13 protein-coding genes and 1 pseudogene are annotated in these 14,085 nt (G+C 58.4%); 7 read left to right on the forward strand and 7 right to left on the reverse strand.

The window, feature by feature from the left end; translation table 11 throughout:
- Nucleotides 1–267: 267 nt before the first annotated feature.
- Nucleotides 268–666 (forward strand): annotated as a pseudogene (locus YA0848_RS27505) (carbamoyltransferase C-terminal domain-containing protein); the annotation flags it as partial.
- Nucleotides 650–1,867 (forward strand): MFS transporter, encoded by a 1,218-nt coding sequence (locus tag YA0848_RS27510; protein WP_232925196.1) that lies wholly within the window; start codon nucleotides 650–652, stop codon nucleotides 1,865–1,867. The pseudogene YA0848_RS27505 and the gene YA0848_RS27510, both read left to right, overlap by 17 nt.
- Nucleotides 1,868–1,979: 112 nt before the next feature.
- On the opposite strand, the gene fba is transcribed toward YA0848_RS27510, so the two are convergent.
- The 6 genes from fba to tkt all read right to left on the reverse strand — a co-directional run bounded on the left by fba (nucleotide 1,980) and on the right by tkt (nucleotide 8,303).
- Entirely contained in the window at nucleotides 1,980–3,044 is a 1,065-nt protein-coding gene (fba, locus tag YA0848_RS27515) for a class II fructose-bisphosphate aldolase (protein WP_003177554.1), read from the reverse strand.
- 234 nt (nucleotides 3,045–3,278) lie between these two features.
- The gene (locus YA0848_RS27520; RefSeq protein WP_034101217.1) at nucleotides 3,279–3,611 is read right to left on the reverse strand and encodes an MliC family protein; all 333 of its coding nucleotides are present in this window, start codon (nucleotides 3,609–3,611) and stop codon (nucleotides 3,279–3,281) included.
- A 61-nt stretch (nucleotides 3,612–3,672) separates the two neighbouring features.
- Complete coding sequence (locus tag YA0848_RS27525) at nucleotides 3,673–3,900, reverse strand: lipoprotein (protein WP_034101218.1); 228 nt, start codon at nucleotides 3,898–3,900, stop codon at nucleotides 3,673–3,675.
- A 29-nt stretch (nucleotides 3,901–3,929) separates the two neighbouring features.
- Nucleotides 3,930–5,093: a phosphoglycerate kinase gene (locus YA0848_RS27530; protein WP_169903019.1), complete on the reverse strand. Its 1,164-nt coding sequence runs from the start codon at nucleotides 5,091–5,093 to the stop codon at nucleotides 3,930–3,932.
- 17 nt (nucleotides 5,094–5,110) lie between these two features.
- Entirely contained in the window at nucleotides 5,111–6,166 is a 1,056-nt protein-coding gene (gene epd, locus YA0848_RS27535; RefSeq protein ID WP_169903017.1) for an erythrose-4-phosphate dehydrogenase, read from the reverse strand.
- Nucleotides 6,167–6,305: 139 nt separating this feature from the next.
- Complete coding sequence (tkt, locus tag YA0848_RS27540) at nucleotides 6,306–8,303, reverse strand: transketolase (protein WP_034115336.1); 1,998 nt, start codon at nucleotides 8,301–8,303, stop codon at nucleotides 6,306–6,308.
- A gap of 257 nt (nucleotides 8,304–8,560) precedes the next feature.
- On the opposite strand from tkt, the gene YA0848_RS27545 reads away from it, so the two are divergent.
- From YA0848_RS27545 to YA0848_RS27565, 5 genes are all read left to right on the forward strand, one after another.
- The gene (locus YA0848_RS27545) at nucleotides 8,561–9,556 is read left to right on the forward strand and encodes an ArsR/SmtB family transcription factor (protein ID WP_034139640.1); all 996 of its coding nucleotides are present in this window, start codon (nucleotides 8,561–8,563) and stop codon (nucleotides 9,554–9,556) included.
- Nucleotides 9,557–9,575: 19 nt separating this feature from the next.
- On the forward strand, nucleotides 9,576–10,766 hold the full coding sequence (gene metK / locus YA0848_RS27550; protein ID WP_034115338.1) for a methionine adenosyltransferase: 1,191 nt from the start codon (nucleotides 9,576–9,578) through the stop codon (nucleotides 10,764–10,766).
- Nucleotides 10,767–10,982: 216 nt separating this feature from the next.
- Entirely contained in the window at nucleotides 10,983–11,333 is a 351-nt protein-coding gene (locus YA0848_RS27555) for a DUF1090 family protein (protein WP_034101224.1), read from the forward strand.
- A 98-nt stretch (nucleotides 11,334–11,431) separates the two neighbouring features.
- The gene (gene ligB, locus YA0848_RS27560) at nucleotides 11,432–13,093 is read left to right on the forward strand and encodes an NAD-dependent DNA ligase LigB (protein WP_169903013.1); all 1,662 of its coding nucleotides are present in this window, start codon (nucleotides 11,432–11,434) and stop codon (nucleotides 13,091–13,093) included.
- 66 nt (nucleotides 13,094–13,159) lie between these two features.
- Entirely contained in the window at nucleotides 13,160–13,555 is a 396-nt protein-coding gene (locus tag YA0848_RS27565; protein WP_034101226.1) for a DUF1090 domain-containing protein, read from the forward strand.
- Nucleotides 13,556–13,561: 6 nt separating this feature from the next.
- On the opposite strand, the gene YA0848_RS27570 is transcribed toward YA0848_RS27565, so the two are convergent.
- Nucleotides 13,562–14,011: a c-type cytochrome gene (locus YA0848_RS27570; protein WP_034101227.1), complete on the reverse strand. Its 450-nt coding sequence runs from the start codon at nucleotides 14,009–14,011 to the stop codon at nucleotides 13,562–13,564.
- Between the last annotated feature and the right edge of the window lie 74 nt (nucleotides 14,012–14,085).

Genomic DNA, 14,085 nt, shown 5'->3' on the forward strand with positions numbered 1-14,085 from the left:
GGAAATATCTATCAGAATAACCCGACAAGCTCATACAAAAAATAAACAAGGGCTTAGCTAAAAATAAGACAGCAGAAAAAATACACATTGACAATCAAAATAAACCTTCATACGGTTTGAGTGCATCGCCAATCTGCGAATGCAATAACACTGAGGAACTATATATGAATCGTGTAATTATAGAACCTACGCTCATCAATCAGTCAAACGATGCATACCAGACCCTCACTTCTCAATTAAGACAGAGAAAATCTCGTTAGATTAAACAAAATCAAGAAACGCGAAGGGTTTCGCCCTATAGCACCGATATGTTTAGAAGAATGTATGGCTGAATACTTCTATCCCCCTGACCCCTCACCCTTCATGCTGGAATTTCGCAAAGTTATCTCAGCTAGCATACCGGCGGTGACACACGTCGATAACTCAGCGCGTCCGCAATCAGTCAATAAATTACAGAATATTCGTATGCACCAATTACTCAGCACCTATCATGCCGTATCAGGAGTCGGCGTACTTTGCAACACCTCTTTAAATTTCAACGGATGCGGCTTTATAAATAGACTAAGCGACTTGTATCGATTCGCCAGTGAAAATGAACTGGATGGCTTCGTATTTGAAGATAAGCTTTTTCTGCATCCAGACCGTCATAATGAAAACGTCAAGTAAACTTATTTGCGTGCAAGCGCTATCCAGTTTCTCACTGTGGCTCGATATTTTTTTAATCTTCACGGTTCCCGTTTATCTATGGCATGCCTCTCCTTCTTCGATAGCGTTCCTGGCTTTTTGCCTGGGTGCGCCTATGTTGTTTCTAGGTCCGATTATAGGATCGCTGATAGATCGATATGATGTAAGGAAAACACTAGTATCCGGCGCTTCACTCCGCATACTGTCTACTTTAGGGCTGGCAGTGTCTCCAGACCTTAAAAGCTTTTTGCTTTTCGTCATATTCAAAGGCATGTCAACCTTATTTTACCTTCCGTCAATAACCATTCTTGTTCGGCAATTGATACATGCTGATGAGCACAAATCTTTTTTCAGTCACGTAAGTTTATTTGATCAATCGTCAAAAATTCTTGCACCGTTACTTGCAGGCGTGTTAACGGCAGTATTGTCGCCTAAAGATTTATTCTTTTTCTCAGCTACCGCAGTTTTATTAACCTTTCCACTCCTGAGGTCTATTTGCCTATCACTCCGAACGCAAATTAAGGCAAGCTCCATCAAAGCCTTACCACTTTATCTCGATATAATAAGAGGACTATCTATATTCAACGCCTTACCTTTTCAACTACGCATAGGCTTTTTGTACTCCCTGCTTACATCGCTGGCTTTAGGTATTTATGACCCACATTTGGCGTCTTTTCTGGCCTATGAAGGTTTACATCCAGTCAATTTTTCAATAATCGTATCAGCGACGGCCGGAGGTGCAATAAGTGCCGCATTGATGATGAAATTTAAATTGAGAAACTTCGATGAAATTCTTCTTCGGTCAGGCGCATTACTTATTTTCTCTACAGCATTAACCCTGACCGCAATTTTAGTATTTTTCCAAACACCGGGGAGAGCCTACTTCTATCCAATGGTTTGGTTTTTGAATGGCTTCGGCCATGAGACACTCATAATATCTTCAAATATAATTCTTCAGCAATTATGTCCTACAGAAAATATTGGAAGAATATCCCTATCATTTAGAAGCATTCAAATACTTTGCGTGATAACGGGCCCCTCTTTAGGAACAATGCTAATAATCGCGGGTGGTCGCCCAGCACCTTTTATTGTGGCAGCAGGCATGGCATTTCTAACTGCGTCGGCGTCCGTTATGGTCTATTTATACTTGCAAAAAAAACAAGCGCACACACCTGTCAGCTAGTGCAGAATCAAAAAGTTCATTCCGTGAATCTCCTGTCTTGCGAACCCACCTAGCCAAATCTCAACAAGAAAAAGCCCGCATCGCTGCGGGCTTCTTTTTAAACGCCTGAGGCTTAGTTCACCTTAGCGTTCAACTCACCTTTCAAGTAACGCTGGTACATGGCTTCCAACGAGATCGGCTTGATCTTCGACGCATTGCCCGCAGTACCAAATGCTTCGTAACGAGCGATACACACATCACGCATCGCGGTGACGGTGGCGCCGAAGAATTTGCGCGGGTCGAATTCGCTCGGGTTGGTGGCCATCAGGCGACGCATTGCGCCGGTGGAGGCCAGGCGCAGGTCGGTGTCGATGTTGACTTTGCGCACGCCGTACTTGATGCCTTCGACGATTTCTTCAACCGGTACGCCGTAGGTTTCTTTGATGTCGCCGCCGTACTGGTTGATGATCGCCAGCCACTCCTGCGGTACCGAGGAAGAACCGTGCATCACCAGATGGGTGTTAGGGATGCGCTTGTGGATTTCCTTGATACGGTCGATGGCCAGTACGTCGCCGGTCGGCGGCTTGGTGAACTTGTAGGCGCCGTGGCTGGTGCCGATGGCGATGGCCAGAGCGTCGACCTGAGTCTTTTTCACGAAGTCAGCGGCTTCTTCCGGGTCGGTCAGCATTTGGCTGTGATCCAGCACGCCTTCGGCGCCGATGCCGTCTTCTTCACCAGCCATGCCGGTTTCCAGGGAACCCAGGCAGCCCAGCTCGCCTTCCACCGAAACACCGCAAGCGTGGGCCATGGCCACGGTTTGCTGGGTAACGCGGACGTTGTATTCGTAGTCGGTTGGGGTCTTGCCGTCTTCGCCGAGGGAGCCGTCCATCATGACCGAGCTGAAGCCCAGTTGGATGGAGCGCTGGCACACGTCAGGGCTGGTGCCGTGGTCCTGGTGCATGCACACCGGGATGTGCGGGAATTCTTCGATCGCGGCCAGGATCAGGTGACGCAGGAACGGCGCGCCGGCGTATTTGCGGGCACCGGCCGAAGCCTGGACGATCACTGGGGAGTCGGTCTTGTCAGCGGCTTCCATGATGGCGCGCATCTGCTCAAGGTTGTTGACGTTAAAGGCTGGGACGCCGTAGCCGAACTCGGCTGCGTGGTCCAGCATTTGACGCATGCTGATAAGTGCCATTGTGTTGTCTCTCCCGGTCGAGGGTCGTTAATCGTGCAAGCCTGCCGTAGCGGCGGCTGCTATTCAAGTTATTGCAGGCCAGGCGTTATGGGCCTGGCCTGCTGAATCGTTATTGCAAGTGTGGGAGGGGGCTTGCCCCCGATGACAGTGGATCAGCCAGCACATGGGTGTGCTGAAAAACCGCTATCGGGGGCAAGCCCCCTCCCACATTTTGATCTCATCAAATTTGAAATCTTATTGGGCCTTGCAGCCACGCCCGATCAAATCGTCGGTGGCGACCCAGTAAACCAGGCCTTCCTCACCTTTGGTGTGAAACGCCAGTTGGTCGTTGCTGTACAGCACGCCCGAGGCGGCAACCTCCTGTTTAAGGCGGTAGACCTGGTCGGAACCGCCGAGGCGCACATCCACCTCGCTGCGGGCCGCATTGGCAAAGCGCCAGTTGACCTCGGCCTTGCTGTCGCAGGTCCAGGTGGTCCACTTATCGGCAGGGTCTGCCTTATTGAACATGTTGATGCTGCTGCAACCGGCCAACAGAGCCAGTGCCGCCAGGGCGAAAACGCCTTTCATTGCCAATCCTCGAACGGCGACCCAAAGGCCGCCACTGCTGTCGGTTAGTTGATCAGACCCGTCAAGGGCAACCCTGTTCCTGACCGTTGGGCGCGGAGTCGTATTTCTCCAGCCGTTCATTGCCGATGCGCTTGTTGATCACCGGCATGGTTTCGGCCTGCCAGTCAGCCTGGTAGCAGCTCTGTTTCTGCTGCGCCGCAGGCTGTTCGGGCGTCGACGCCGCAGTGGGCGCGCTGCCGCAGCCGGCCAGCAGGCCCGCCGCGAACACCAGTGCCAATGACTTGATCATAGGAATGCTCCTTTTCCGGATCACGAGCCTTAGCCCTTGGCTCGGGTTTCCAGCACTTCAACGGCAGGCAGCACTTTGCCTTCGACGAATTCGAGGAATGCGCCACCACCGGTAGAAATGTAGGAGATTTGGTCAGCCACGCCATATCTATCGATGGCCGCCAGGGTGTCGCCGCCACCGGCAATAGAGAATGCCGAGCTGTCGGCGATGGCCTTGGCCAGCACCTTGGTGCCGTTGCCGAACTGGTCGAACTCGAACACGCCGACCGGACCGTTCCACAGAATGGTCTTGGAGGCCTTCAACAACTCAGCGAAGTTAGCCGCGGTTTGCGGGCCGATATCCAGAATCATGTCATCGGCGGCTACGTCAGCGATCAGCTTGACGGTAGCTTCGGCGCTTTCGGCGAATTCCTTGGCCACGACCACATCCACCGGCAACGGCACGCTGACTTTGGCGGCGATGGCGCGGGCGGTGTCGAGCAGATCCGGCTCGTACAGGGACTTGCCCACCGGGTGGCCAGCTGCGGCCAGGAAAGTGTTGGCAATGCCGCCGCCGACGATCAACTGATTGCAGATCTGGCTGAGGCTGTTAAGTACGTCCAACTTGGTGGACACCTTGGAGCCCGCCACGATGGCGGCCATCGGCTGTGCCGGCGCTCCCAGGGCCTTGCCCAGGGCTTCCAGCTCAGCGGCCAACAGAGGGCCGGCAGCCGCAACCTTGGCGAACTTGGCCACGCCGTGGGTCGAACCTTCGGCACGGTGAGCGGTGCCGAAGGCGTCCATGACGAACACATCGCACAGCGCAGCATATTGCTGGGCCAGTTCGTCGCTGTTCTTTTTCTCGCCTTTGTTGAAGCGCACGTTTTCGAACAGCACGATATCGCCGGCCTTCACGTCAACGCCGCCCAGGTAGTCAGCCACCAGCGGCACTTCACGGCCCAGGGCCTTGCTCAGGTAATCGGCTACCGGCTTGAGGCTGTTTTCGGCGGAGAACTCACCTTCGGTCGGACGACCCAGGTGGGAGCAGACCATCACGGCCGCACCTTTTTCCAGGGCCAGCTTGATGGTCGGCAGCGAGGCCAGGATTCGCGCATCGCTGGTGACAACACCGTCCTTGACTGGGACGTTGAGGTCTTCGCGAATCAGTACGCGCTTACCTTGCAGATCGAGGTCGGTCATCTTCAACACGGTCATGGGTCGCAGTTCCTGAATTACTGTTGAGGTTGTTTAGAGGCGATGTGCAGATAATGTTCCGCAACATCCAGCATTCGGTTGGCAAAACCCCATTCGTTATCGAACCAGGCCAGGATGTTCACCAGCCTGGGGCCGGAAACGCGGGTCTGGCTGGCATCGACAATCGCCGAATGCGGGTCATGGTTGAAATCGCAACTGGCGTGGGGCAACTCGGTGTAGGCCAGTAAACCTTTGAGCGGACCGCCGGTGGCGGCGTCGCGCAGGATCCGGTTGACCTCCACGGCATCGGTGTCGCTGACGGTTTGCATGGTGATATCCAGGCAGGACACGTTCACCGTCGGCACACGTACGGCTTTGGCCTGGATTCGCCCGGCAAGTTCCGGCAGCAAGCGTTCGATGCCGCGCGCCAGGCCGGTAGACACCGGAATCACTGACTGAAACGCCGACCGCGTGCGGCGCAGGTCTTCGTGGTGGTAAGCGTCGATCACCGGCTGGTCGTTCATGGCCGAGTGGATCGTGGTGATCGACACATAATCCAGGCCGATCGCCTGATCCAGCAGGCGCAACAACGGCACGCTGCAGTTGGTGGTACAGGACGCATTGGACACCAACCGCTCATCGCCAGTCAGGCAATCCTGGTTGATGCCATAGACGATGGTGGCGTCGACATCCGCCTCGCTGGCCATCGGCTGGGAAAACAGCACACGCGGCGCGCCGGCGTCGAGAAACCGCTGGCCATCGGCGCGGGTGTTGTAGGCACCGGAGCATTCCAACACCAGGTCGACGTCCAGCGCCGCCCAGTCGATGCCCTCGGGGGTGGCACTGCGCAGGACTTTCACGCAGTTGCCATTGATATGCAGACAATCGCCGTCGACCCGCACTTCGCCGGGGAATCGGCCATGGGTGGAGTCAAAGCGTGTCAGGTATTCGATGCTGGCCATGTCGGCCAAATCGTTGATGGCAACAATCTCGAACCCGGCTGCCGCCCCTCGCTCGAACAGAGCACGCAAGACGCAACGACCAATGCGGCCGTAGCCGTTGAGTGCAACTTTGTAGGGACGCGTTTGGGGCATGGGGCTCTCGATCAATAGTTCGCTCAGTGTTGAATGTTCCGACGCCATCGCGGGCAAGCCCGCTCCCACCTTCAGATCGCGATCCAATGTAGGAGCGGGCTTGCCCGCGATAGCGCCAGTACAGACAACGCAGACTGACTTAGTCTTCCAGCAGCTCTTCAGCCTGACCCAGGATGTTTTCCAGGGTGAAGCCAAACTCTTCGAACAAGGCTGGCGCCGGCGCCGACTCACCGTAGGTGGTCATGCCGATCACGCGGCCTTCCAGGCCCACGTACTTGTACCAGTAGTCGGCGTGTGCCGCCTCGATGGCGATACGCGCACTGACCTGCAACGGCAGCACCGATTGCTTGTAGCCGGCGTCCTGTGCTTCGAACACGCTGGTGCACGGCATGGATACAACGCGCACGTTACGGCCCTGCTCAGTCAGCTTGTCGTACGCCTGAACGGTCAAGCCCACTTCGGAACCGGTGGAGATCAGGATCAGCTCCGGCTCGCCCACGCAGTCCTTGAGCACGTAACCGCCGCGGCTGATGTCGGCGATCTGCGCGTCGGTGCGCGCCTGATGCTGCAGGTTCTGACGGGAGAAGATCAGCGCCGTAGGGCCGTCCTTACGCTCGATGGCGTGCTTCCAGGCCACGGCGGATTCCACCGCGTCGGCTGGGCGCCAGCAATCCAGGTTCGGCGTTGTACGCAGGCTGGTCAATTGTTCGACCGGCTGGTGCGTCGGGCCGTCTTCGCCCAGACCGATGGAGTCGTGGGTGTACACATGGATCACGCGCTTCTTCATCAGCGCGGCCATGCGCACGGCGTTGCGGGCGTATTCCATGAACATCAGGAAGGTTGCGCCGTAAGGCACCAGACCACCGTGCAAGGACACGCCGTTCATGATGGCGCTCATGCCGAACTCGCGCACGCCGTAGTACATGTAGTTGCCGCTGGCATCTTCGGCCGTGACACCTTTGCAGCCTTTCCACAGGGTCAGGTTGGAGCCGGCCAGGTCGGCCGAGCCGCCGAGGAACTCAGGCAGCAACGGGCCAAAGGCGTTCAGGGTGTTCTGGCTGGCTTTACGGCTGGCGATGGTCTCGCCCTTGGCAGCGACTTCGGCGATGTAGGCAGATGCCTTTTCCGAGAAGTCAGCAGGCAGATCACCGGCCAGGCGGCGGACCAGCTCGTTGGCCAGCTCCGGGAATTCGGCGGAGTAGGCAGCGAAGCGCTGGTCCCACTCGGCTTCGGTGGCCAGGCCTTTTTCCTTGGCATCCCATTCGGCGTAGATGTCAGCCGGGATTTCGAACGGGCCGTGGTTCCACTTCAGCGCTTCGCGGGTCAGGGCGATTTCCGCGTCACCCAGTGGAGCGCCGTGGCAGTCTTCCTTGCCTTGCTTGTTCGGCGAGCCGAAACCGATGGTGGTCTTGCAGCAGATCAGGGTCGGCTGCGCGCTCTTGCGGGCGGTGTCGATCGCGGTTTTGATCTCTTCCGGATCGTGACCGTCGACGTTGCGGATCACCTGCCAGTTGTAGGCTTCGAAACGCTTCGGGGTGTCATCGGTGAACCAGCCTTCGACTTCGCCGTCGATGGAGATGCCGTTGTCATCGTAGAAGGCGATCAGCTTGCCCAGGCCCAGGGTGCCGGCCAGGGATGCGACTTCGTGGGAAATGCCTTCCATCATGCAGCCATCACCCAGGAACACATAGGTGTGGTGATCGACGATGTCGTGTCCAGGGCGGTTGAACTGCGCGCCCAGCACTTTTTCAGCCAGGGCGAAACCCACGGCGTTGGCCAGGCCTTGGCCCAGCGGCCCGGTGGTGGTCTCGACGCCTGGGGTGTAGCCGAATTCCGGGTGGCCCGGCGTGCGGCTGTGCAGCTGGCGGAAGCTCTTGAGGTCGTCGATGGTGACGTCGTAGCCGGTCAGGTGCAGCAGCGAATAGATCAGCATCGAGCCATGGCCGTTGGACAGCACGAAGCGGTCACGGTCGGCGAACGATGGGTTACTCGGGTTGTGTTTCAGGTAGTCACGCCAAAGCACTTCGGCGATATCCGCCATGCCCATCGGGGCACCGGGATGGCCGCTGTTGGCTTTTTGCACGGCATCCATGCTGAGGGCACGAATGGCGTTGGCACGCTCACGACGGCTGGGCATCGCTGTTCTCCTGCGGATATAGAAAGAAACGGAAAAAAGGACCGGCATTTTCCCTCAGCCACCGCCTGCGGGCAATGACAGATAATCACTTGAGGCGGTTTTTCCTGTGGTTTGCGCGGCAATCGTCTGCGGAAACCTTTCACGTGTTCGTCTAAAGGTTATAGCGACTGCTTATAACCGCCACTTATCGATCAATATCAAAACTTTTTGATATTGACCTTGCGAGCGCCCTGCCCCACCACTAGACTGCTGGCCTTATGAACCTATCTGTGCCCTCCCTGCGTCCCGACGATGGTGAAGAGCTGGCCGCTTTGTGCAAAGCCGCCGGCGACCCCTTGCGCCTGAATGTTTTACGGGCCCTGACCAACGATTCTTTCGGGGTGCTGGAGCTGGCGCAGATTTTCGCCATCGGCCAATCGGGCATGAGCCATCACTTAAAGGTGCTGTCCCAAGCCGAATTGGTCGCCACCCGCCGCGAAGGCAATGCGATTTTTTACCGCCGCGCCCTGCCCCACACCGACCTGCTCGGCGGCAAGCTGCACGCCGCCCTGCTGGAGGAAGTGGACAACCTGAGCCTGCCGAACGATGTCCAGGCACGTATCGGCCAGGTCCACGGGCAACGTGCCGCGGCCAGTCAGGACTTTTTCGCACGGGTCGCCGAGAAGTTTCGCGCCCAGCAGGATTTGATTGCCGGTTTACCGCAGTACCGCGACAGCGTGCTGGCGTTGTTGGACAAGCTGAGCTTCAGTGAAGAGGCCACGGCGCTGGAGGTCGGCCCCGGCGACGGCGGTTTTCTGCCGGAGCTGGCACGCCGCTTTCAGCAAGTCACGGCGCTGGACAACAGCCCGGCGATGCTGGAGCTGGCGCGCCAGCTCTGCGAGCGAGAAGCCTTGGGCAACGTCAACCTGCAGTTGGCCGACGCCTTGAAAGACAGCAGCCTGCGGGCCGACTGCGTGGTGCTGAACATGGTCTTGCACCATTTCGCCGCCCCCGCCGACGCCCTCAAGCAAATGGCCGGATTACTGCACCCCGGCGGCAGCCTGCTGGTGACGGATTTATGCAGCCACAACCAGAGTTGGGCCAGGGAGGCCTGCGGTGATCTCTGGTTGGGTTTTGAACAGGACGATCTGGCCCGTTGGGCCACCGCTGCGGGACTCGTTCCCGGGGAAAGCCTCTATGTAGGTTTACGTAATGGTTTCCAGATCCAGGTCCGCCACTTTCAGCGACCGGCTGGCGACACTCACCATCGGTAAATATCAGGAAAACATCGAGATGAGCGAATACTCCCTTTTCACCTCCGAGTCCGTGTCTGAAGGGCATCCGGACAAAATCGCCGACCAGATTTCTGATGCGGTGCTGGACGCCATCATCGCTGAAGACAAGTTCGCCCGCGTGGCGTGCGAGACCCTGGTGAAAACCGGTGTAGCGATCATCGCCGGCGAAGTGACCACCTCCGCCTGGGTCGACCTGGAGCAACTGGTCCGCGACGTGATCACCGACATCGGATACAACAGCTCCGACGTCGGCTTCGACGGCGCCACCTGCGGCGTGATGAACATCATTGGCAAGCAGTCGCCCGACATCAACCAGGGTGTCGACCGCGCCAAACCGGAAGACCAAGGCGCAGGCGACCAGGGCCTGATGTTCGGCTACGCCAGCAACGAAACCGACGTGCTGATGCCGGCCCCGATCACCTTCTCCCACCAGTTGGTCAAGCGCCAGGCCGAAGCCCGTAAATCCGGCCTGCTGCCGTGGCTGCGTCCGGACGCCAAGTCCCAGGTAACCTGCCGTTACGAAGGCGGCAAAGTCGTCGGCATCGACGCGGTGGTGCTGTCGACTCAGCACAACCCGGATGTGTCCTACGCCGACCTGCGCGAAGGCGTGATGGAACTGATCGTCAAGCATGTACTGCCGGCCGAACTGCTGAGCAAGGACACCCAGTTCCACATCAATCCGACTGGCCAGTTCATCATCGGCGGCCCAGTGGGCGACTGCGGCCTGACCGGTCGCAAGATCATCGTCGACAGCTACGGCGGCATGGCCCGCCACGGCGGTGGTGCGTTCTCCGGCAAAGACCCGTCCAAGGTGGACCGTTCGGCCGCCTACGCCGGTCGTTACGTGGCCAAGAATATCGTGGCCGCCGGCCTCGCCGAACGTTGCGAAATTCAGGTTTCCTACGCTATCGGCGTGGCTCAGCCTACGTCGATCTCGCTGAACACCTTCGGCACCGGCAAGATCAGCGATGACAAGATCGTCAAACTGGTGCGTGAAGTCTTCGACCTGCGCCCCTACGCAATCACCACCATGCTCGACCTGCTGCACCCGATGTACCAGGAGACCGCAGCCTACGGCCACTTCGGTCGTACGCCTGAGCAGAAGACTGTCGGCGACGACACCTTCACCACCTTCACCTGGGAAAAAACCGACCGCGCCAACGACCTGCGTACCGCCGCCGGCCTGTAACAGTCGCGCTACTCAAACAGCCCTGCCCGGTCCACCCGGCAGGGCTTTTTATTGCCCGATGAATCGGGCGGGCGTTCACATTTTTTGGCTCCCAACCTTGCAGGCAAAATAATGGCTCTCTAGAATCCGCGCCCTCTCGGGCACCCACCCTATTTGGATATTGCCTTGCGCCAGTCCGGGATTACCCGGCGCGGCAATCGAACATTGAGGTTTTTCATGCGCATCTCCACGCTCGCCCCCGCCGCCCTTCTGCTCAGCTTGTTCGCCTTGCCGGCCCACACCGCCGATCTGAGCGCACTGAGCAGCGTCCTGGGCGCACATACAGGTGGCGGCAATGCCGGCGACTGCCAGAAGCAAGCCAACGACCTGCAGGCCAAGATCGATGCGGCCAACGCCCAGAACGACGTGTTGAAAGTGCGTGCGTTTGAAGCCGCGCTGGAACAGGTCAACAAAGGTTGCAACAAATTGGCTGAGTCCCAGGCCAAGGCCGACGCCAAGCAGCAAAACCAGGCGGCCAAAGCGGATAAGAACGACGCTGTGAAAGCGCTGGGCGGTCTGTTCAAGTAAACAGAAACACCCGGTAAAAAGCCCCGCACTGTCGGGGCTTTTTTGTGGGCAAACGGATCATTTAGGCTGGGCGCCCCTTCCGAGCAAGGATGCTCACGATGCGTTTTTTGATTGCTCTTTTACTCAGCGCGTTAACCTTTGGGGCCTTGGCCGAGAGCTGCCCCGACGAAGCCCGTCATCAGGTCGATGCCCTGGCCGAACAAGTACGCGTGTGGGACGACCGTTACCACCGCCTCGGCCAATCTCCCGTCAGCGACGAGCTCTACGATCAAGCCCGCCAACGTCTGGCTCATTGGCGCCAATGCTTTCCTTCCCCCACTGCTCCACCTGACCGGCCGCTGGCCAGTTCACGAGGCACCTTGCGCCACCCGGTCGCCCACACCGGCCTGGAAAAACTCTTGGACGAACAAGCAGTCGTGGCCTGGCTGGCGACGCGGCAGGACGTGTGGGTTCAACCCAAGGTAGATGGCGTCGCGGTGACCCTGGTTTATCGCAAAGGTCGGCTGGCGCAGGTGATCAGCCGTGGCGATGGAGTGCTTGGCCAGGACTGGTCGGCGTCTGCGCGCAAGATTCCCGGAATTGTCCAACAGTTGCCAGACCCCATCGACCTGGTGTTGCAAGGCGAACTCTATTGGCGACTGGACGCCCATGTGCAATCGCTACAGGGCGGGCTCAATGCTCGCAGCAAAGTGGCCGGGCTGATGAACCGCCGCCAGTTGAGCGACGCCGACGCCGCAGGTATTGGCCTGTTCGTCTGGGCCTGGCCCGATACCCCTTCTGGGTTCAGCGAGCGTCTGGCGACCCTGGCGCGCTGGGGCTTCACGGACAGCCAGCGCTACAGTCACCCCGTTCAAAGCCTGGACGAAGCCGCGCACTGGCGCACCTATTGGTACAACCATGCGCTGCCCTTTGCCAGTGATGGGGTCGTGTTGCACCAGGCGTCGCGCGCACCCGCCGAACGCTGGCAGGTCAGCACGCCATACTGGGCCGTAGCCTGGAAATATCCGGCCACCAAGGCGCTGGCCCTGGTGCGCCAGGTGCGGTTCAAGATCGGTCGCACCGGGCGGATCACTCCCCTCCTGGAGCTGGAACCGGTGCGGCTGGACGACCGGCAGATCAAACGGGTCAGCGCTGGCTCCTTGAAGCGCTGGCAAACCTTGGATATTCGCCCCGGCGACCAAGTGTCCATCACCGTCGCGGGCCAGATCATTCCACGGTTGGACCAGGTCATCCTGCGCAACCCCAACCGAGTCGCCTTGGCCGTCCCCGATCCAAAGGACTTTCACGCTTTGAGTTGCTGGCAACTGGACCCCGGCTGCGAAGAGCAATTGCTCGCGCGCCTGACCTGGCTTAGCGGCAACCAGGGCCTGGCGCTACCTCATATGGGCCGCGAGACCTGGAACGTATTGATCCAGGCCGGTCTAATCGCAGGCTTTCTCGATTGGTTAACCCTGGATGCGGCGCAGCTTGCTAACATTGAGGGCTTTGGTGAGCAAAGCCGCACGCGGGTGCTCGACAGCCTCCACCGCGCTCGACAACGGCCCTTTGCGCAATGGCTCAAAGCCTTGGGCGTCCCGCCTGTGGCACGCAACAACCTCAAGGGTGACTGGCACACGCTGGTCGCCCGCGACACCCAAGCCTGGATGGCCGAAGATGGCATCGGGCCGGGTCGAGCGGCGCAATTGAGCGCTTTTTTTCACGACCCGCAGGTGCGGGTCTTGGCGGAAACACTACATGCGGCCGGGATAGACGGGTTCTGAACCGGCCAGACACCGCTTTAACAGTCGGCAGAATTCACCCTGCCATTTGCGATCCAGGAGTTCCCTATGAAATGTTTAGCCCCGCTTGCCTTATCGATTGTCGCAAGCCTGATGACCACTCCGTTGCTGGCGGCCGATGATGCAGAACCCCTCACCGGCTGCGCCGCCAAGCGCCAGGCCATCAGCACCCAAATCGAGCAAGCCAAGGCCCACGGCAACAGCGAACAGCAAGCCGGCCTGGAAAAAGCCCTGAGCGAAGTCACCGCCCATTGCAACGACGCCACCCTGAAAAAAGAGCGGGAGAACAAGGTGCTCGACGCCAAGCATGAAGTCAGCCGTCGTCAGGCCGACCTCGACAAGGCCATGAAAAAGGGTGACCCAGATAAGATCAACAAGCGCAAAGACAAGCTGGCCGAGTCACGCAAAGAGTTGCAGAACGCAGTGGAAGAACTCGACCAGTAACACCGATCAATGGTCCCGGAACTGTTTATGGCAGGCACTGCAGGCATCTTCGACTTTCTGCACCGCAGGCCCGAGGTTATTGGCCTTGTAAGGCTGAACCTGGCTGGCGATCACCAATTCACCGGTGGCCGCTTCCAGGTCGCGCGCCAGTTGCTGGAACTGCGCCTGCTTTTGCCACACGTCGTCTTTGGCGCTGGTGTGATCTTCTTCACGCACGCTCGGAAAGTGCTGCCACGGCTCGTGGGCCAACGTATCGAGTTTGGCCGCGCCTTCGGCGAACTTCGCGCCGTCGAACGGAATACGCCCACGCAACATGCCGCCCAGGTCTTCGCTGGTCTTGAGCATCTGTTTGAAGATCGCCTTGCGCTGACCCAGAGGCGAATTCGGATCCACTCCGCCGCAGGCGGACAAAGTCAGGCAGGCCAGCAATACAACGGTCAGTCTTTTAAAAGTCATGATGGCTTCAAGGTCACGGGAAACGGCGGCCAGTATCCTCGCCCCGTCCGCAAAGACCAATAGCCCTATTAATA

The sequence above is a fragment of the Pseudomonas sp. S4_EA_1b genome, assembly GCF_016307435.1.
Taxonomy (GTDB): domain Bacteria; phylum Pseudomonadota; class Gammaproteobacteria; order Pseudomonadales; family Pseudomonadaceae; genus Aquipseudomonas; species Aquipseudomonas rhodesiae.

What these genes read in the sequence shown, in the direction of transcription:
- YA0848_RS27510 (WP_232925196.1), top strand. Translation starts at nt 650, where the DNA reads ATGAAAACGTCAAGTAAACTTATTTGCGTGCAAGCGCTATCCAGTTTC.
- fba (WP_003177554.1), bottom strand. Translation starts at nt 3,044, where the DNA reads ATGGCACTTATCAGCATGCGTCAAATGCTGGACCACGCAGCCGAGTTC.
- YA0848_RS27520 (WP_034101217.1), bottom strand. Translation starts at nt 3,611, where the DNA reads ATGAAAGGCGTTTTCGCCCTGGCGGCACTGGCTCTGTTGGCCGGTTGC.
- YA0848_RS27525 (WP_034101218.1), bottom strand. Translation starts at nt 3,900, where the DNA reads ATGATCAAGTCATTGGCACTGGTGTTCGCGGCGGGCCTGCTGGCCGGC.
- YA0848_RS27530 (WP_169903019.1), bottom strand. Translation starts at nt 5,093, where the DNA reads ATGACCGTGTTGAAGATGACCGACCTCGATCTGCAAGGTAAGCGCGTA.
- epd (WP_169903017.1), bottom strand. Translation starts at nt 6,166, where the DNA reads ATGCCCCAAACGCGTCCCTACAAAGTTGCACTCAACGGCTACGGCCGC.
- tkt (WP_034115336.1), bottom strand. Translation starts at nt 8,303, where the DNA reads ATGCCCAGCCGTCGTGAGCGTGCCAACGCCATTCGTGCCCTCAGCATG.
- YA0848_RS27545 (WP_034139640.1), top strand. Translation starts at nt 8,561, where the DNA reads ATGAACCTATCTGTGCCCTCCCTGCGTCCCGACGATGGTGAAGAGCTG.
- metK (WP_034115338.1), top strand. Translation starts at nt 9,576, where the DNA reads ATGAGCGAATACTCCCTTTTCACCTCCGAGTCCGTGTCTGAAGGGCAT.
- YA0848_RS27555 (WP_034101224.1), top strand. Translation starts at nt 10,983, where the DNA reads ATGCGCATCTCCACGCTCGCCCCCGCCGCCCTTCTGCTCAGCTTGTTC.
- ligB (WP_169903013.1), top strand. Translation starts at nt 11,432, where the DNA reads ATGCGTTTTTTGATTGCTCTTTTACTCAGCGCGTTAACCTTTGGGGCC.
- YA0848_RS27565 (WP_034101226.1), top strand. Translation starts at nt 13,160, where the DNA reads ATGAAATGTTTAGCCCCGCTTGCCTTATCGATTGTCGCAAGCCTGATG.
- YA0848_RS27570 (WP_034101227.1), bottom strand. Translation starts at nt 14,011, where the DNA reads ATGACTTTTAAAAGACTGACCGTTGTATTGCTGGCCTGCCTGACTTTG.